The organism is Blastococcus sp. SYSU DS0669 (assembly GCF_054050895.1).
Window position 1 is genome coordinate 64,131 of record NZ_JBJHAE010000018.1, and the last position, 17,488, is coordinate 81,618.

17 protein-coding genes and 1 riboswitch are annotated in these 17,488 nt (G+C 73.8%); of the genes, 9 read left to right on the forward strand and 8 right to left on the reverse strand.

The genetic code is table 11. The features are described 5' to 3' along the window. Window positions 1-8: 8 nt before the first annotated feature. Window positions 9-350 carry a DUF3817 domain-containing protein gene (locus tag ACI792_RS16420; protein WP_456603529.1) on the reverse strand — a complete coding sequence of 114 codons (342 nt, stop codon included), beginning with the start codon at window positions 348-350 and terminating at the stop codon, window positions 9-11. Continuing rightward, on the reverse strand, window positions 340-705 hold the full coding sequence (locus ACI792_RS16425) for a metalloprotease (RefSeq protein WP_456603530.1): 366 nt from the start codon (window positions 703-705) through the stop codon (window positions 340-342). The genes ACI792_RS16420 and ACI792_RS16425 overlap by 11 nt, the downstream gene beginning before the upstream one ends. A 291-nt stretch (window positions 706-996) precedes the next feature. On the opposite strand from ACI792_RS16425, the gene ctaC reads away from it, so the two are divergent. After that, window positions 997-1,896: an aa3-type cytochrome oxidase subunit II gene (ctaC, locus tag ACI792_RS16430; protein ID WP_456603531.1), complete on the forward strand. Its 900-nt coding sequence runs from the start codon at window positions 997-999 to the stop codon at window positions 1,894-1,896. A gap of 51 nt (window positions 1,897-1,947) precedes the next feature. Further along, on the forward strand, window positions 1,948-2,352 hold the full coding sequence (locus ACI792_RS16435) for a cytochrome c oxidase subunit 4 (RefSeq protein ID WP_456580974.1): 405 nt from the start codon (window positions 1,948-1,950) through the stop codon (window positions 2,350-2,352). A gap of 693 nt (window positions 2,353-3,045) precedes the next feature. Here ACI792_RS16435 and qcrB read toward each other — a convergent pair. The 4 genes from qcrB to ctaE form a co-directional block, all read right to left on the reverse strand. Then, entirely contained in the window at window positions 3,046-4,749 is a 1,704-nt protein-coding gene (gene qcrB / locus ACI792_RS16440) for a cytochrome bc1 complex cytochrome b subunit (protein ID WP_456603532.1), read from the reverse strand. Continuing rightward, window positions 4,749-5,861 carry a cytochrome bc1 complex Rieske iron-sulfur subunit gene (qcrA, locus tag ACI792_RS16445; protein WP_456603533.1) on the reverse strand — a complete coding sequence of 371 codons (1,113 nt, stop codon included), beginning with the start codon at window positions 5,859-5,861 and terminating at the stop codon, window positions 4,749-4,751. Before qcrA ends, qcrB begins: the two co-directional genes overlap by 1 nt. A 73-nt stretch (window positions 5,862-5,934) precedes the next feature. Continuing rightward, window positions 5,935-6,777, reverse strand: a complete 843-nt coding sequence (gene qcrC, locus ACI792_RS16450) for a cytochrome bc1 complex diheme cytochrome c subunit (protein WP_456580971.1) — start codon at window positions 6,775-6,777, stop codon at window positions 5,935-5,937. 7 nt (window positions 6,778-6,784) lie between these two features. Continuing rightward, the gene (gene ctaE / locus ACI792_RS16455; protein ID WP_456603534.1) at window positions 6,785-7,399 is read right to left on the reverse strand and encodes an aa3-type cytochrome oxidase subunit III; all 615 of its coding nucleotides are present in this window, start codon (window positions 7,397-7,399) and stop codon (window positions 6,785-6,787) included. Window positions 7,400-7,531: 132 nt separating this feature from the next. On the opposite strand from ctaE, the gene ACI792_RS16460 reads away from it, so the two are divergent. Continuing rightward, window positions 7,532-7,960, forward strand: a complete 429-nt coding sequence (locus ACI792_RS16460; RefSeq protein ID WP_456603535.1) for a hypothetical protein — start codon at window positions 7,532-7,534, stop codon at window positions 7,958-7,960. An 8-nt stretch (window positions 7,961-7,968) separates the two neighbouring features. Beyond that, window positions 7,969-9,021: an anthranilate phosphoribosyltransferase gene (trpD, locus tag ACI792_RS16465; RefSeq protein ID WP_456603536.1), complete on the forward strand. Its 1,053-nt coding sequence runs from the start codon at window positions 7,969-7,971 to the stop codon at window positions 9,019-9,021. A 45-nt stretch (window positions 9,022-9,066) separates the two neighbouring features. Here the strand turns inward: trpD and ACI792_RS16470 are convergent, their stop codons facing one another. After that, a complete protein-coding gene (locus tag ACI792_RS16470) occupies window positions 9,067-9,354 on the reverse strand; it encodes an Lrp/AsnC family transcriptional regulator (RefSeq protein ID WP_456603537.1) in 288 nt (95 codons plus the stop codon). Then, window positions 9,351-11,132: a DEDD exonuclease domain-containing protein gene (locus ACI792_RS16475; protein ID WP_456603538.1), complete on the reverse strand. Its 1,782-nt coding sequence runs from the start codon at window positions 11,130-11,132 to the stop codon at window positions 9,351-9,353. Before ACI792_RS16475 ends, ACI792_RS16470 begins: the two co-directional genes overlap by 4 nt. Before the next feature lie 211 nt (window positions 11,133-11,343). Here ACI792_RS16475 and ACI792_RS16480 point away from each other — a divergent pair, with 211 nt between their 5' ends. From ACI792_RS16480 to ACI792_RS16500, 5 genes are all read left to right on the forward strand, one after another. After that, the gene (locus ACI792_RS16480) at window positions 11,344-13,089 is read left to right on the forward strand and encodes a D-alanyl-D-alanine carboxypeptidase family protein (RefSeq protein WP_456603539.1); all 1,746 of its coding nucleotides are present in this window, start codon (window positions 11,344-11,346) and stop codon (window positions 13,087-13,089) included. 82 nt (window positions 13,090-13,171) lie between these two features. Continuing rightward, entirely contained in the window at window positions 13,172-13,495 is a 324-nt protein-coding gene (locus ACI792_RS16485) for a hypothetical protein (protein WP_456603540.1), read from the forward strand. A 216-nt stretch (window positions 13,496-13,711) separates the two neighbouring features. Further along, a riboswitch (cyclic di-AMP (ydaO/yuaA leader) is annotated at window positions 13,712-13,859 on the forward strand. Window positions 13,860-13,875: 16 nt separating this feature from the next. Continuing rightward, the gene (locus ACI792_RS16490; protein WP_456603541.1) at window positions 13,876-14,952 is read left to right on the forward strand and encodes an NlpC/P60 family protein; all 1,077 of its coding nucleotides are present in this window, start codon (window positions 13,876-13,878) and stop codon (window positions 14,950-14,952) included. Window positions 14,953-15,025: 73 nt separating this feature from the next. Continuing rightward, window positions 15,026-16,291 carry a M48 family metallopeptidase gene (locus tag ACI792_RS16495; RefSeq protein ID WP_456603542.1) on the forward strand — a complete coding sequence of 422 codons (1,266 nt, stop codon included), beginning with the start codon at window positions 15,026-15,028 and terminating at the stop codon, window positions 16,289-16,291. After that, the gene (locus tag ACI792_RS16500) at window positions 16,288-17,409 is read left to right on the forward strand and encodes a glycosyltransferase family 4 protein (protein ID WP_456603543.1); all 1,122 of its coding nucleotides are present in this window, start codon (window positions 16,288-16,290) and stop codon (window positions 17,407-17,409) included. Before ACI792_RS16495 ends, ACI792_RS16500 begins: the two co-directional genes overlap by 4 nt. Window positions 17,410-17,488: the final 79 nt, after the last annotated feature.

Consider the following 17,488-nt stretch of genomic DNA (forward strand, 5'->3'; position numbering starts at 1 on the left):
CCAGGGGGTCAGACGCGCTCGCCGGCGCGGGTCTTCGCGGTCGCGTAGCGCTCGGCGAAGAAGGAGAGCACCGGGACGGTGCCGGCCACCGTGATGAGCAGCCAGCCCTTGAGCGTCCAGCGGGCGCGCAGCGCCAGGTCGCCGGCGCTCAGGAAGAAGATGAAGTACAGCCAGCCGTGCAGCGTCCCGATGACGGCGGTGGCGCCGTGGATGTCCCAGATGTACTCGAGCGGCATCGCCACGAAGAACAACGCGATGAGCAGGACGCCGACGACGGTGGCCATCACGCGGTAGCGGGTGAGCGCCGGGGGGATCTCCCGCGTGGGCGCCTGCGTCGTCTCAGCGGCCATTGCTGCTCCGTTGTCCCAGGGCCCGCTCGTTGAGCTCGGCGAGGTAGGCGTTGTAGGCGGCGAGCTCGGGGTCGCCGGTGGTGTCGATGCGCGGCCGCTGGTAGAGCACCACCGCGTTGCCCGGCTGGTCCTCGTCCGGCGGGCGGTGCAGCTCGACCCGCACCATGCGGACGTAGAACCACAGCCCCATGAAGCCGTAGAGCGGCCACTGCATGGCGTAGCTCCAGTTGACCGCGCCACCGCCGGCCTCTGCCTTGGAGAGCTGCCAGTAGCCGAGGAAGAAGGTGGCGACGAACAGGGCCGCCACGAGCAGGTGCAGGAGCACCCATCTCGGGGTCAGCAGCCGGGAGAACACGGCACCGACTCTAACCGTCCTGGCGGTGCCGGCGGCCGGCACGGCCGGGCGCGCCGCCTCGCACGGGACCGCTACCACGTCCCGGGAGCCACCGGCGGGCGACCCACCCGGCGTCCGCGCAGCCGCCGGGGTCCGACCCGCCCGGACGTCTCCGGTGGTCAGCCCCTGGGGCGGGTCGGCTAGTCTCGGCCCACACTGAGTTCGGCGTGGATCCACTCTGCCGAGAACCGGTGGAGATCCGTTTGCAAGGACCGCCCGGAGGCCGGGCGGAGGACGAGGAGGCAGCGAGCAGTGGCTCGAGGCAGCAGGCTCGCGCGGCTGGCCGCGCTCGGTCTCCTGGGGGGACTCACCCTCACCGGATGCGAGCTCGGCGAGGCGGAGTGGTGGGAGCGGAACTTCGTCCGGTGGGGGTGGCCCGACGGCGTCACCGACGAGGCCGAGGCCATGCGGGAGCTGTGGGTCGGCTCCACCTTCGCGGCGCTCATCATCGGCCTGGCGGTCTGGGCGCTGATCGCCTACACGGTGATCGCGCACCGCAAGAAGGGTGACGAGCTGCCGCGGCAGACGGCGTACAACCTGCCGCTGGAGATCGTCTACACGATCCTCCCGTTCCTCATCATCGCCGGCCTCTTCTTCTTCACCGTGAACACCCAGAACCAGGTCCGGCAGATCAGCCCGGACCCGGACGAGGTCATCGCCGTCAACGCCTTCAAGTGGAACTGGCAGTTCGTCTACCCGAACACGAACGGTCCGGACGGCGACCCGGTCGACACGGTCGGCACGAGCACCGAGATCCCCATCCTTGTCGTGCCCACCGACCGCAGCCTGCGGTTCGAGCTCGCCTCGGCGGACGTCATCCACTCGTTCTGGGTTCCGGAGTTCCTCTTCAAGCTCGACGTCATCCCGGGCAACGAGAACGGCCGGGACAACGTCTTCGAGGTCACCGTCCGCGAGGAGGGCGCCTACGTCGGCCGCTGCGCCGAGCTGTGCGGCACGTACCACGCCTACATGAACTTCGAGGTCCGCGCGGTCTCTCCCGACGAGTACGACGCCTACCTGGCCGCCCGTGAGTCCGGGCTGGGCACCTACGAGGCGCTCGAGGAGATCGGGCAGCCGGGCGAGGCCAGCACGACCACCCCGATCGACCTGGTGCAGGAGAAGGTCGAAGACCTGCAGCAGACGGGGGGCTGAGATGCCTGCCGCTGACAACCGGACCCCCCACATGCCCGAGGAGGCACGACCGTGAAGGTCGAGGCGCTGATCTTCAATCTCATCGCGGTGTTCTGCTTCGTCTGCGCTGTCGTCTACGGCTTCTGGTCCCGTGAGCCCATCGGCACCACGGCCCTCGCTCTGTCGGGCGGTCTGACGATCCTCATCGGTGGCTTCTTCTGGTTCGTCTCGCGCCGGATCGACGCCCGTCCCGAGGACCGCAAGGACGCCGAGATCGCCGACGGCGCGGGCGAGCTGGGCTTCTTCAGCCCGGCCAGCTACTGGCCGTTCACCCTGGCGCTGACCGCGGGCCTGATGGGGCTGGGTATCGCCTTCTGGTACTTCTGGCTGATCGCGATCGCCAGCGTCGGGATCCTGGTCGCCGTCGGTGGGCTGCTCTTCGAGTACTACGTGGGGCAGAACGCCGAGCAGAGCTGAGCTCCCGGAACCACCGACGAGGCCCTCTCCGCTGAGGCGGAGGGGGCCTCTCGTCGTCCCCGGTCGCGGGCTCGAGGGCTCCTCCGACGGTGCGCCGGCCCGGGGGGAGACCGCCCGTCCGCATCCGGAGCCGACGGTGCGTCGACAGCAGGCACGTCGCAGCCGGTCGGCCGGGACGGCGCCCCGGTGCGGACGGACCGTGCGCGCCAGCGGTCTCCCCGGTGCGACGGACCGTGCGGGGCGGGGGTCTCCTGCGGGGCACCCGGCTGCCTGGCTCGCTCCCCGGGCGCAGGGTCCCTGGGGGAGCGCGCACAGAGGCGCTCAGGGGCCGCACGGCCGCCCACTGGGCGAGCGCGTTGGGTCGCCGCGGCGTCGCGAGCCCCTGGCCGCTCAGCCGGCCAGACGCGGGCAGTCCTCAGCGGATGCCGGGGGCTCCGTGCCGGCGGCCGGCGCGGGCGTGACGCGACCGGCCGTAGGTGGTGGGGGAAGCGCTCCCGGGGCGGCACCCAGGAGGTGGCGCGTGGGGGATCAGGGCGCCAGGCGGCGCGGCGGGCTGAGTCTCCGTCTCGCCTGGAACGGGGACGTGGATCGCGCCGGACGAGCCCGGCTCGGGCCTGCGGGACGTCTTCGCCCGGGCAGCACAGCAGAAGGGCCCCGGTGGAGATCCACCGGGGCCCTTCTGTCAGGCGTCGATCAGTCGCGCGGGTCCTGCGGGCGACCACCCTCGGAGGGGCGCCCACCCTCGGACGGACGGCCACCCTCGGACGGACGACCCGAGGTCGTGAGCTCCCGGTCCGACTCGCCGGCCGCGAGACCGCGACCCTCGCCACGCTGCTCGATCTCGACGGCCGTGGGCTCCTCCACGGGGGAGAAGAACCCGCGGACCGCGCGCCGTGCCGCACCCACCTGGTTCATCTTCTTGGGCACGGGAGCGCCGCCGTAGGCGAGCTGGCCGTGACCGTGCGCGTCCACCGGGCCGATCGGCTGGTGGACCTCGATGAACTCGCCGTGCGGCAGGCGGCGGATGACGCCGGTCTCGATGCCGTGCTCGAGCACCTCGCGGTCGTGCTGCTGCAGACCGAGGCAGATGCGGTAGGTGATCACGTACACGATCGGGGGCAGCAGGATCATCCCGATGCGCCCGGCCCACGTCATCGCGTTGAGGCTGATGTCGAACTTCTCGGCCACGACGTCGTTCCCGCCCGAGATCAGCAGCACGACGTAGAAGGCGATCGACATCATGCCCAGCGAGGTCCGCACCGGGACGTCACGCGGACGCTGCAGCAGGTGGTGCGAGGCGGTGTCCCCGGTCAGCTTCCGCTCGATCATCGGGTAGAAGAGCATCAGCGTGAAGATGATGCCCGGGAGCACGGCGGTCGGCCAGAACAGTGCGGGGATCGTGTAGTCGCCCGGCAGGTTCAGGTCCCAGGCGGGGAACAGACGCGACGAGCCGTCCAGCCACATGATGTACCAGTCGGGCTGCGACGCGGCCGAGACCTGGGCCGGGTTGTACGGGCCCCACAGCCACACCGGGTTGATCTGGACCAGGCCACCGAGGGCGGCGCAGACGCCGAACACGACGAACAGCAGGCCGGTCGCCTTCCCGGCGAACGTGGGGAAGAGGCGGTTGCCGACGACGTTGTGCTCGGTCCGGCCCGGACCGGGGAACTGGGTGTGCTTTTGCTTGACCAGGATCAGCAGGTGGACCGCGATGAGCGCCAGCAGGATGGCCGGGATGAGCAGGACGTGGGCGATGTAGAGCCGGCCGATGATCAGCTCGCCGATGTAGTCACCGCCGAAGACCGCCCAGTGCATCCAGGTACCCACGACGGGGATGGCCAGGATGATCGCCGACATGATCCGCAGGCCCGTGCCGCTGAGCAGGTCGTCGGGCAGGGAGTAACCGGAGAAGCCCTCGAGCAGCGCGAGGATGAGGATCACCACGCCGATGAGCCAGTTGCTCTCCCGCGGACGGCGGAAGGCGCCGGTGAAGAAGATCCGCAGCAGGTGGACGACGATGGCCGCGACGAACAGCAGGGCGGCCCAGTGGTGCAGCTGCCGCATGAACAGGCCGCCGCGGACGTCGAAGGAGATGTCCAGCGTCGAGGCGTAGGCGATCGACATGTCGACGCCACGCAGCGGGTTGTAGGACCCGTCATAGGTGACCTCGGTCATCGACGCCTGGTAGAAGAACGTCAGGTACGTGCCCGAGAGCAGCAGGATGACGAAGCAGTAGAGCGCGATCTCCCCGAGCAGGAAGGACCAGTGGTCGGGGAAGACCTTGTTGAGGGTCCGCCGGACGGGGCCGGCGACGACGAGGCGGTCGTCGATCTCGAGCGCGGCCTTGCCGAGTCTCGTGGTCGGGGCCCCCGGCGCCGTGGCGGTGCGAGCTGCCATCAGATGCGCTCCCGGTTCCAGTAGGTCGGGCCAACGGCTTCAATGTAGTCACTGCGCGCCACGAAGAAGCCCTCGTCGTCGACGGTGATGGGCAGCTGGGGCAGCGAGCGGGTCGCCGGCCCGAAGATCGGCTTGGCGCCCGCGGTGACGAGGAACTGGGACTGGTGGCACGGGCACAGGATGCGACCGGTCTCCTGCTCGTACAGCGACACCGGGCAGCCGGCGTGCGTGCAGATCTTCGAGTAGGCGACGTAGTCGCCGTAGGAGAAGTCCGCCTGGCCCTCGCGCGGCTCGTCCTGCAGCACCTGCTCCGGCCGGAGCCGGATGAGCATGGTCGCGGCGTCGGTCAGCCGGTTGCCACCTGGCACGGCCGGGAAGACCGTCTCCAGGGAGCCGGGCTCCTGGTCACCGGGCCGGACCGGGCTGCCGTCGTCGCGGAGGAGGCGGACGCCCTCCGCCCACGCGGTCCGGCCGAGCGTGTTCCCGCGGCTCGGGTTGTTGATCAGGCCGCCGAGCGGGGCCAGCAGCATGACGCCGACGCCGGCACCCATGAACGCCAGTGACCGGGTGATGAGCTTGCGGCGTGGCAGCCCGCTGTTGTGGTAACCGCCGACGAGCGTGGCGCCGGTGGTCACGCGGTCGAAGTGCGAGCCGTCGTGCTTGTCCTGCACCGCCGTCTCGTGGGGGAGCAGCTTCTTCGTGTAGAGCACCAGGCCCGCGCCCACCAGGGTGAGGGAGAGCCCCATGCAGAGGCCCAGGAGCGGGGTGAACAGCGCGCTCCAGGTGGTCCCCTCCTCGGCCCACGACCACTCGGGCAGGAACCAGCCCGAGCCGACGTACACGACGAGGAACAGGAAGGCGAAGACGCCGGCGAGGGCGAAGGTCCAGCCGACCTGGCGGACCGCCCGGCGCTCGAGCGCCGAGCCCGGCTCGGGGCCGGGGTCGACGTGGAGGATCTCCACGCCGTCGTACCGGGCGCCGAGCAGGTCGAGCTCCTCGCGGCGCATCGCCGCGAGCTGCTCGGGGGTGTAGTCGTCGTCCGGCCCGCCGTGCAGGGGGCCGGGGGTGTCCGCGCCGCCGGCCGAGCCGGGGCGGGTCTCGCGGGTGCTCACGCTTCCTCCTCGCCGGCGACCGTGGTCAGCGACCGCGCAGCAGCAGTGGTGGTCGACGGGCGGGCAGGCGTGCTCACGCCTTGCTCCCCATCCAGAAGATGCCGAACAGGAGGGCGCTCATGCCCACGATCCAGATGACCAGGCCCTCGCCGACCGGGCCGATGCGGCCCACGCCGGCACCACCCGGGTCCGCCATGTTCTGGATGGTCTGGACGTAGGCGATGATCGAGCGCTTCTCCTCCGGGGTGAGCTGGTTGTCGCCGAAGACCGGCATGTTCTCCGGGCCGCTCAGCATCGCGGTGTAGATCTCGAGGTCGGTGGAGCCCTCCAGGCTCGGCGCCGCCTTCCCGGAGGAGAGAGCGCCGCCCTGGCCGACGAAGTTGTGGCAGGAGGAGCAGTTGAGCCGGAAGAGCTCACCACCGAGGGCGAGGTCGCCCTCGCGCAGGTCGCCCGACGGCAGCGTGGGGCCACCGCCGTTGGCCTGGACGTAGGTCATCAGCTGGTCGATCTCCTCGTCGGAGAACACGGCCGGCTTGTCGGGGGCGTCGGCCTCCTGGCGGACCAGCGGCATGCGGCCGGTGTGGACCTGGAAGTAGACGGAGGCCTCACCGACACCGATCAGCGACGGGCCGCGGTTGGCCACGCCCTCGAGGTTCTCCCCGTGGCAGGAGATGCAGGAGCGCTCGTACAGCTCGCGCCCGGCCGCCTCGGCCGCCGATTCGCTCGTGGCCTCGTCCGCGGCCTGGGCCGGGGTGAACACCGAGTACAGGGCACCGGTGAGGATGAGCGAGGCCATGAGGGCCGCGACGTTGGCGATGCGCCGGCGGTGCTTGGAGCGGCGGCGTGCGCGTGCCCGGTCGACAGGCGTGCCGGCGTCGGCGAGCGGGGCGTCGGACTGCGGGTTCGTGGTGGACACCGGTTCCCTAGCGGATCAGGTAGATCGTGGCGAAGAGCCCGACCCACACGACGTCGACGAAGTGCCAGTAGTAGGAGACCACGATGGCCGAGGTCGCCTGCGCCGGCGTGAAACGGCCCATGGTGGACCGGATGAGCACGTAGACGAAGGCGATGAGGCCACCGATGACGTGCAAGGCGTGGAAGCCCGTCGTGATGTAGAAGACCGAGCCGTAGGTGGACGACGAGATGGTCGTCCCGTGGTCCATGACCAGGACCCGGTACTCGTTCGCCTGGGCCAGCACGAAGACCAGGCCCATCACGAAGGTGATCGTGAACCAGCGGCGGAGGCCGTAGACGTTGCCGTTCTCCGCGGCGAACACACCGAACTGGCAGGTCACCGAGGACAGCACCAGGATCACGGTGAAGACCGTGGCGTACGGGAGGTTCAGCTCGGTCGGCTCCGGCGGCCACCCCTCGGTGGCCCGGGCTCGCGCGGTGAAGTACATGGCGAACAGGCCGGCGAAGAACATCAGCTCGCTCGAGAGCCAGATGATCGTGCCGACGCTGACCATGTTCGGTCGGGTCAGGGAGTGCACCCGCGAGGTGTCGAAGGTGCTGCTCGCGACGGGGGCCGTTGTCACGGGGCTCATCATGGCATCGGCGGGGCGTGGTCACGACTGCGGGTGGTGACGGCGTGGCGGCGATGTGACCAGCTCGATACCGACGCGCCGCCCCGGCCTGCGCAGACGCCCCCGGGCACTAGGCTCGGCGGCGTGAGTGCCGCCGACAAGCCCGCCGCACCGGCCACCGTGCTGGTCTACAGCCACCGTCCCGAGGTCCGCGACGCGGTGCGCGCGGCGGTCGGGCGGCAGCCCGCCCCCGACGTGGGGCCCCTGACCTGGCTGGAGTGCTCGACGGGCGACGAGGTGGTGGCCGCGGTCGGCGCCGGCGGCATCGACCTGTGCATCCTCGACGGCGAGGCGCAGCCCACCGGTGGGATGGCGCTGGCCCGCCAGCTGGAGATGGAGGTCGCCGACCGTCCGGCGGTCTGCCTGCTCGTGGCGCGGCAGCCCGACCGCTGGCTGGCCCACTGGTCACGGGCGGAGGCGACGCTCGCCCTCCCGGTCGACCCGCTGGTCGCCCCCCGGGTGGTGGCCGACCTCCTGCGCGCCGACGCGGGTCAGCCCGCCGCCCGCCGGTGACGCCGCTGGTGCCGCCGACGTCCGCCGCGCCCACCTGGCCCGGGTTGCTCAACCGGCTGCTCGCCGGGCAGGACCTCACGGCCGAGGACACCCGCTGGGCGATGCGGGAGGTCATGACCGGTGAGGCCACCCCCGCCCAGGTGGCCGGCTTCACCGTCGCGCTGCGGGCCAAGGGGGAGGCCCCGCAGGAGGTCGCCGGGCTCGCCACCGAGATGCTGGCGCAGGCCACGCCGGTGCGGCTGCCCATGGACTGCGTCGACATCGTCGGCACGGGAGGGGACGGCGCCCACACGGTCAACATCTCCACGATGGCGGCGGTCGTGACGGCTGCCGCGGGTGCTCCCGTCGCCAAGCACGGAAACCGCGCGGCGTCCTCGTCGTCCGGGGCCGCCGACGTCCTGGAGGCGCTGGGGGTGGTCATCGACCTGCCCGCAGACGCCGTGGCCGCCTGCGTGCGCGAGGCCGGCATCGGCTTCTTCTTCGCGCCGGTGTTCCACCCCGGGATGCGGCACGCGGCCGCCCCGCGCCGGGAGATGGGCATCGGCACCGTCTTCAACTTCCTCGGCCCGCTCACCAACCCGGCGCGTCCGGTGGCGGCGGCGATCGGCTGCGCGAACGCGCGCATGGCGCCGGTGCTCGCCGAGGTGCTCGCCGCCCGGGGGACGCGGGCGCTGGTCTTCCGGGGCGACGACGGCCTCGACGAGCTGACCACCGCGACGACCTCGGCGGTGTGGCAGGTCCGCGACGGCGCCGTGGAGGCCGACCGGGTCGACCCCGCGGCGCTCGGCATCGAGGCACCGCCGCCGGACGCCTTGCGCGGCGGGGACGCCCGGGTCAACGCCGACGTGTTCCGCCGGTTCGTCGACGGCGAGCGGGGGCCCGTGCGCGACGCCGTCCTGCTCAACGCCGCCGCCGCGCTGGTGGCGTTCGACGAGCGGCCCACGCGGCTGCACGACGGCCTCGCGGCGGGGCTGGAGCGGGCAGCCGCGGCGGTCGACGACGGACGCGCTGCGACGCTCCTGGACCGCTGGGTCGAGGTCAGCCGCGCGGTCCGCCGCTAGGCCCGTCCGGAGGCTCGCGAGGGGCGAGGAGGACGGGGTCCGACCTCAGACCTCGGCGTCGAAGCCGATGGAGAAGGCCGCCTCGAGGTCGTGCCGCGAGTAGGCGCGGAAGGCGATGTGCGTGTCCGTGTCGATGACCCCGGGCACCTTGTTGATCCGGCCGGCGATCACCTCGGCGACCTGCTCGAACTCGCGGACGCGGACGATGGCGATCAGGTCGGCCTCACCCGCGACGGAGTACACCTCGCTGACGCCCTCGAGCTCGGCGACGGCCTGCGCGACCTCGCCGATCGAGTCGGTGGCTGCGTCGATCATCACGATGGCGGTGATCACGCCGGGGATGCTAGCCGTTCGGGGCGGGCGCGGGTGCCCAGCGACCGCCCGTCGGCGAAGGGGTCCCGGGCATCGCGCCCGGATTCCACGCGCGCCAGGAAGTCGCTGTAGGAGCCCGTGCCGGGCGCGGCGCAGGCCAGGGTCCCGGTCAGCTGCACCAGCCGGGTGCCGGGCTTCTCCAGCCAGCGCAGGACCAGTTCGGTCTCGTCGACCGACGTCGGCTGCTCGGCGTCGGTGCCTGGGACGGTCTCCGCGGTCGCCAGCAGGCCGGGCAGCACGCTGCGGACGGTGGTGCCCCGGGGCGCGTTCCCCGCGGCGGCGAGGCGGCCCGACCGGACGACGGACAGCTCCCAACCGCCCTCGCCGTCAGGCCGGGCGAGCACGAGCTCGGGTACGGCGGCCAGCGACGCCAGCCGCTGCCGCCGGCGGAGGGCCCGGACGAGCACGGCCACCCGGTCGCGCAGCACGGCGGCGTCCTCGTACCGCTCCTCGGTCGCCAGGCGCTCCACCCGGTCCAGCAGCGGGGTGAGCAGCGGGCGGGGATCGTGACCCACGGCCGCGGCGAACACCGCGGCGACACCGGCGTACTCGGGCACCGACTGCGCGCCGGTGCACGGGGCGCCGCAGCGCCCCATGTCGGCGAGCGCGCAGGCGCTGACCGGCGTGCGGGGGGAGAGCCGGGCCGTGCACTGCCGCAGGGGGAGCACCTCGTGGACCGCGGCCACGGCGGCGTCGGCGGCGCGGCGGTCGGGGAACGGCCCGAGGAAGACGCCGGCGTCGGGGCGGACCCGGCGCACCACCGACAGCCGGGGGAAGGGCTCCTCGGTGAGCCGGACCCACAGCGCCCGCTCGGGGAACCGGGACCGGCGGTTGTACCGCGGTTTGTGCGACGCGATCAGGCGCAGCTCGCGGACCGCCGCCTCGAGGGCGTGGGCGCACGGGATCGCCTCCACCCGCTGGGCCAGGCGCACCATCTCGGTGATCCGGCTGCGCTGCTCGCCGGAGGTGAAGTAGCTGCGGACCCGGCTGCGCAGGTCGCCGGAGGTGCCCACGTAGAGGGGCTCGTCCTTGGGTCCGCGGAACAGGTAGACGCCGGGACCGTGCGGCACCTCGTCGGCCAGGTGCCGCTTCCGCCGCCGCTCCGGGTCGACCTGCCGGGTCAGGGTGGTGAGCTCCTCCAGGGTGGTCACGCCGAGGGGGCCGAGCCGCTCGAAGAGCCCGTGCAGCACGTCGACGGTGGCCCGGGCGTCGTCCAGGGCCCGGTGCGTCGGCGAGGTGGTGGCCGAGAAGTAGGGGGCCAGGGTGGCCAGCTTGCAGTTGGGCACCTCGTCGCGGTTGAGCAACCGCCGGGCGAGGACGGCGGTGTCGACGGACGCCGCCGCCGGCCACGCCAACCCGTTCTCGGCGCACGCCGCCTTGAGGAACCCGAGGTCGAACGGGGCGTTGTGGGCGACGAGGACCGCGCCGCGGGCGAACTCGAGGAAGGACGGGAGGACGGCGCCGATGCGCGGGGCCGTGGCGACCATCGTCGACGTGATGCCGGTCAGCACGCTGATGTAGGGCGGGATCTCGTGGCCGGGGTCCACGAGGGTCTGGAACTCGCCGAGCACCTGCCCGCCGCGGATGCGCACCGCCCCGATCTCGGTGATGGCGCTGTCCTTGGGGGAGCCGCCCGTCGTCTCCAGGTCCACCACGACGAACGTCACCTGGGCCAGCGGCGTCCCGACCTCCTCGATCGAGACCTGCTGGTAGCGCGGCGGCGCGGGAGAGGGTGGCACGGGGCGGACGCTAGGTCGGGGTGCTGACACTCCGGGGGACGCGCGCCGGGCCCGGCCCCCCCAAGGGCGGGGGGTCGGAGGCCGCCCGACCAGGGGGCCGGGGGTGCTCACCCCGCCGATCACCTGGCGTTCCGCCGCCCGGGCGGGTCACCATGCACTCCCAGCGCCCGTCGCCCCGCGCGACCGGCCCGTCCCTCGGAGGTGGTCGGCGATGCCCGCGCGCTACTGGTCGCGCCCGCCCGGCCCGGTCCGCCGGCGGGTGGCGCTCGCGACGCTGGCCGCGTGCGCCCTCGTGCTGCTGCCGGGTGCGCCGGTCGCCGCCGCGCCGAGCGACCAGCCGGGCGGCACGTCGGGCGTGCTGGAGAGCCGCGACCTCGACCACCTGCAGCGGCGGGCCGCGGAGGTGCAGGACGACCTGCGGGCCCGCCAGGCGGAGGTCGTCGCGGCGCGCGAGGCGCTCGCGGAGGCGCAGCGGTCGGTGGACGAGGCGAAGGCGGTGCTCGACGACGCCCAGGGCGTGCTGGCCGGGCACCAGCGCGAGGTGGCCGGTTACGCCGCCGCCGTCTACCGGGACGGCGGCTCCGTCACGGCTCTCACCCTGCTCCTCAACGGCGGGGACCCCGGAGAGGTCCTGTCCGGCATGGGCTTCCTCGAGGTGGTCGACGCCCACGCGGCCCAGGTCATCGGCGTCGCCGAGAGCCACCGGCGCAGCGCGCTCGACCGGCGGGAGCACGCCCAGGCCGCCCTCGACCGGGCCCAGGTGCGGGCCGACGAGGTGGCGGCGCGGGTGGCCGATCTGGAGGCGGCCGCCGAGGCGGTCACCGCGGAGCTCGGCGACGTGCTCGCCGTCGTCGACGGCCAGCTCGCGGCGCTGCAGCGGGAGCAGACGACGGTCAACGAGCAGACGGCGGCCAGCTGGCAGGCCTACGTCGACCAGCTCCGCGCGGCCGGGCTGGCGGAGGTGCCCGCCGCCGCGTTGCAGGACCCCGAGCTGGCCCTGCCCGACCGGCTGGTGCCGGTGGCTGCGAGCGGGGGCGGCGCCCAGCGCGGGGTCGCCCAGCTGCCCGGTCGCCCGACCTCGATGCTCGTCCTCCCGATGGAGACGCTGACGGCGGTCGGCGGGGCGATGGAGGCGCTCGGGCAGCCGTACGCGCCCGGGACGGCAGGGCCCGACTCCTGGGACTGCGGCGCCCTGGTGCAGGTGGCCTACGGCCGGACCGGGCTGTCCCTGCCCGCGACGCAGGGCGACCTGTTCGCCCGCACCGTGCCGGTGGACCCCGCCGACGTGCTCCCCGGCGACCTGGTCTTCCTGGGCTCGCCGGAGGGCGGGCTGGGGCACGTGGGCATCGCCCTCGACACGCGGACCATGGTCACCGCGGACGCCCGGGCCGGCGCCGTCGTCGTGCGGACGCTGCCGGGCGACCAGGTGATGGGGATCGGTCGCCCGGTCCTCGGCCAGCGGGCCCGCGTCCCCGTCCCGGAGCCGGCCGCGGGGGCGTTGCGGAGCGAGTGCGGCAACACCGTCTACCCGCCCAGCTACGACGGCGGCCGGGCCTGGGGCGGCTACCCGAACGGCCTGATACCGCCGAGCGCGATGTGCCCCCTGGGGGTGGGCGGGCACTCGCTGAGGTGCGACGCGGCCGCGGCCTACCGGGCCATGGCGACGGCCTACGAGGCCGCCTTCGGCCGCCCGCTGTGCATCACCGACTCGTACCGCACCTATGCGTCACAGGTGCGGCTGTACGGGGAGAAGCCGGCGCTGGCCGCCGTGCCGGGCACGAGCAACCACGGTTGGGGCCTGGCGGTCGACCTGTGCGGTGGCGTGCAGTCCTTCGGGACGCCGCAGTACGCGTGGATGGAGGCCAACGCCGGCCGGTTCGGCTACCTGCACCCGACCTGGGCCGACCAGGGGAACGGGCGCGAGGAGCCCTGGCACTGGGAGTACGCCGGCACCTGATGCACCCGTTCCCTGGTCGCGCGGCCGGAAATGTCGGTGACCCCTCCTAGCGTGCGCAGCGACTCACGGAGGAGAAGAAGCGATGCTGATCGACTGCGACACCTGCACTGCCCGCGGGACCGGCTGCGCCGACTGCGTCGTCACCGTGCTGCTCGGCGCCCCGCCGGGTTGGCAGGGGGTCGACCCGGTCGTCGTGCCCATGACCGGGCGGGCGGCCCGTGGTGGTCCCGCCGTGGCCGCCGAGGACGTCGTCGTCCCGCCGCCGGGGGTGGTGGTGGAGTTCGACGAGGTCGAGCGCCGGGCCGTGCGGGCGCTCGCCGAGGGCGGCCTGGTGCCCCCGCTGCGTCACCCGAACGGGGCCGGCGGTCACGACGGCGAGCGGTCCCGCGGACGGCGCACGGGCTGACGTCCCGGACCGCGCCGACCGGGGCTTCTGCCCCGCAGCGGAGCCTCCGACGGGGAGGCGCGCCGCTGACCTGGGGATCTCCCTCACGCCGGGTTCCTCCAGTGATCATTTGTCACGCAGGTATCACGATCGTTAGGGTTCACGCCGTTCGGCCGGGTGGTCGTCATCCGTCGATGGATGGCCTCGACCGGACACCGCCTAATCACCGCACGGCGCGCACCACCGGCGCCGGAGGTGTACCGGGGACCCACCGCAGTTCTGGGGTGAGTTCTCCCGCAGCCGGCCCGCCGGTGCGCGGGGGATAGGGCCAGTCTTCCCAGCCCGAACCCGTCAGCTAACTCGGTCGGCGGTTGCAGAGGAAGAACGGAGAGCCGCCGCACGTGGCGACCCCTCACGCACTGCTGACGCACGCCCCCGAACAGCTCGGCACCGCCGACCGGTGCAGCTCCTCCCGCGCCCGTCGCTCCGGGCCCCTCCGCTCCGGATTGCTGGTCACCGCCGCCGCGGCCATGACCGTCACCTTCCTCCCGGGCACGGCGTCGGCCGTCCCCGGCACGGCCGACGCGGTCGCCGCCCAGGTGGCCCGGGCCAGCCACGAGCTCGAGGTCGTCTCCGAGGAGCTCAACGAGGCCAAGGTCGTCCTCGCCGGCCACCAGCGCGACGCGGAGGCCGCGAGCGAGGCCACCGCCGAGGCGGAGGCCCGGCTCGGTTCCCTCGACGGGCACATCCGCCGGCTGGCCCGCAGCGCCTACACCGGCAGCGGCATGTCGCCGCTCGACGTCCTGCTGACCAGCGACTCGGCCGACCAGCTCGTCGACCAGCTGGGCACCCTCGACGCGATCGCCGGGCACACCAACGACGTGCTCACCGAGGTGTCGCAGGCCGCCGAGGACGCCGAGGAGTCCCGCGAGGCAGCCGAGAAGGCCGCCGCGGACGCCCAGCGGACGGTGGAGGAGATCGCCGCCCGGCAGGAGGAGCTGGAGGCGAAGATCGCCGAGTACCAGCGCCGCTACGAGGAGCTCACCGCGCCGCAGCGGGAGCAGGTGGCGCAGGCGCACGGCGGGGCCGGCCTCCCGGCGCCCAGCGGCGTCGTCGCGCCGAGCTCGGCGGCCCAGGCCGCGGTGAACGCCGCGCTGGCCCAGCTCGGCGACCCGTACGTCTGGGGCGCCGGCGGGCCCAACGCCTTCGACTGCTCCGGCCTGACCTCCTACGCCTACGCCGCGGCGGGCGTGACGCTCCCGCACTCGAGCCGGTCGCAGAGCCAGATGGGCAAGCCCGTCTCGCGCAGCGAGCTGCAGCCCGGTGACCTGGTGTTCTTCTACAGCCCGGTCAGCCACGTCGGCATGTACATCGGCAACGGGCAGATGGTGCACGCCTCGACCTCCGGCCAGCCGGTGAAGGTGGCGAGCCTGGATTCGATGGGCAACTACAACGGAGCCCGTCGCATCGCCGGCTGACCGCCACCCGACCTCTGTCGGCCGGCCTGTCCGGAGGCGAGGACGACGGCGTCGGCTCACTAGGATCGGCCGGGTGAGCGTTCGCCGGGCCGCCCTGGTGGCCGCGGCCCTCCTCGGGATCGCCGTCGTCGTCGTGATCGCCGTCCGCACCCCGTGGACCGTCCTGCCGGAGCCGCCCGGCGGCTACACCGAGCCCGACCCCACCGCCGGCCTCGACCCGGCCCGGATCGAGCGCGCCGAGGCGTTCGCGGCCGCGCTGCGGCCGGCGTCGCTGGTCTCCCTGCTGCTGAGCCTGGGGGTGTCGGCGGTGCTCGGCCTGACCCCGCTGGGCGCCCGATTGATGCAGGCCGTCGCGGCGCGGGTGGGCGACCGGTGGTTCGTCCAGGTGCTGGTGGGGGTGCCGGTCCTCCTGCTGCTGGGGCGCCTGGCCACCCTGCCGCTCTCGGCCTACGCCGAGTCGGTGCGCACCCGCTACGGCCTCTCCACCCGCGGGTGGTGGCTCTGGCTGCGCGACGTCGCGGTCTCCCTGGCGATCAGCGTGGCGTTGACCGTGGTCGTGGTGCTGGCGTTCCTCTGGCTGGTTCGCCGGGCCCCGCGCACGTGGTGGGCGTGGGCGGGGGCGGCCGTCTCCGGCCTGGTGGTCGCCGGCTCGTTCCTGTACCCGGTGGTCATCGAGCCGGCGTTCAGCACCTTCGATCCCCTGCCGGCGGGGGAGCTGCGCAGCGAACTCCTGGCGCTCGCGGAGCAGAACGGCACCCCGGTGCAGGACGTGCTGGTCTCCGACGCGTCCCGGCGGACGACGGCGCTCAACGCCTACGTCTCCGGCTTCGGGTCCACCCCGCGCATCGTGGTCTACGACACGCTCCTCGGGGAGCTGCCCGACGCGGAGATCGAGTCGATCGTCGCCCACGAACTGGGGCACGTCGCGGCCGACGACGTCCTGACCGGCACGCTCATGGGGGCGCTGGGTGCGGGCGCGGCGACCGCGCTGCTCGGCTGGCTGCTGACCTGGGCACCGCTGCTGCGCCGGGCCGGGGCCGAGCGGCCCGGTGACCCGCGGGTCGTGCCGCTGCTGCTGTTCCTCGTCGCCGTCGGCGGCCTGCTCGGCACACCGGTGCAGAACTTGGTGTCCCGGCAGATCGAGCAGCGCGCCGACGTGCACGCCCTCGAGCTCACCCGCGACCCGGAGGCGTTCATCGACATGCAGCGTCGGCTCGCCGCGACCAACCTCGGCGACCCCGATCCTCCGGCGGCCTGGCACTGGTTCTTCGGCAGCCACCCCACCACCGCGGAGCGGATCGCGATGGCTCAGGACTGGGCCCGCCTGGAGGGTTCGTGAGCCGCACGCTCGTCGTCACCAACGACTTCCCGCCCCGGCAGGGCGGCATCCAGACCTTCGTCGCCGCGCTGCTGGAGCGGCGACCGCCGGACTCCCTCGTGGTGCTCGCGTCGGACGCCCCGGGCTCGGCGGGGCACGACGCGGGGCTGCCGTACCCGGTGGTGCGCCGCCCGACCGGCATGCTGCTGCCGACCCGGGCGACGGCCCGCGTCGCCGTGGACCTGGTAGGGCGCTACGGCTGCGACACCGCCTTCTTCGGCGCCGCGGCGCCGCTGGGGCTGCTCGCGCCCACGCTCCGCGCCGCCGGGGTCCGGCACCTGGTGGGCGCCACGCACGGCCACGAGACGGGGTGGGTGGCCCTGCCGGGGAGCCGGCAGCTGATGCAGCGGATCGCCGCCGGGCTCGACGTCCTCACCTACATCAGCGAGTACACGCGGGACCGGCTCGCGCCACCGCTCGGGGGGCGGACCCGGCTGGCCCAGCTCTCCCCGGGGGTGGACGTCGCCCGGTTCACGCCGGAGGTGGACGGGACGCCGGTGCGCGAGCGGCACGGCCTGGGGGACGCGCCGGTGGTGGTCTGCGTCTCCCGGCTGGTCGCCCGCAAGGGGCAGGACGTGCTCGTCGCGGGGTGGCCGCGGGTGCTCGCCCGCCACCCGGAGGCCCGGCTGCTGCTGGTCGGCGGCGGGCCGGACGAGGGGAAGCTCCGCCGCGCGATCGAGGCCCGCGGGCTGCAGGGCTCCGTCGTCCTCGCCGGCCCGGTGGACCACGCGGAGCTGCCCGCGCACTACGCCGCCGGCGACGTCTTCGCCATGCCCTGCCGCACCCGGCGCGGCGGGCTGGACGTCGAGGGCCTGGGCATGGTCTTCCTCGAGGCCGCCGCCTGCGGGCGCCCGGTCGTGGCGGGCACGTCGGGCGGGGCGCCGGAGGCGGTGCGGGACGGCGTCACCGGGCACGTCGTGGACCCCCGCTCGCCCGGGGCGGTGGCGGAGGCGCTGTCGGGCCTGCTCGACGACCCGGCGCGGGCCCGCGCGATGGGCGCGGCCGGCCGCGCCTGGGTCGAGCAGCGCTGGTCGTGGACGTCGATCGCCGCGACCTTCGCCGACCTCCTGGATCCCTGACGCTCGCGGCGGGCCCCCTCGCCGGGGCCCGCCGGGAGCCTGCGAGAGGTGGGGGGCGAGGGAGTCCTTTCCGGGTGTA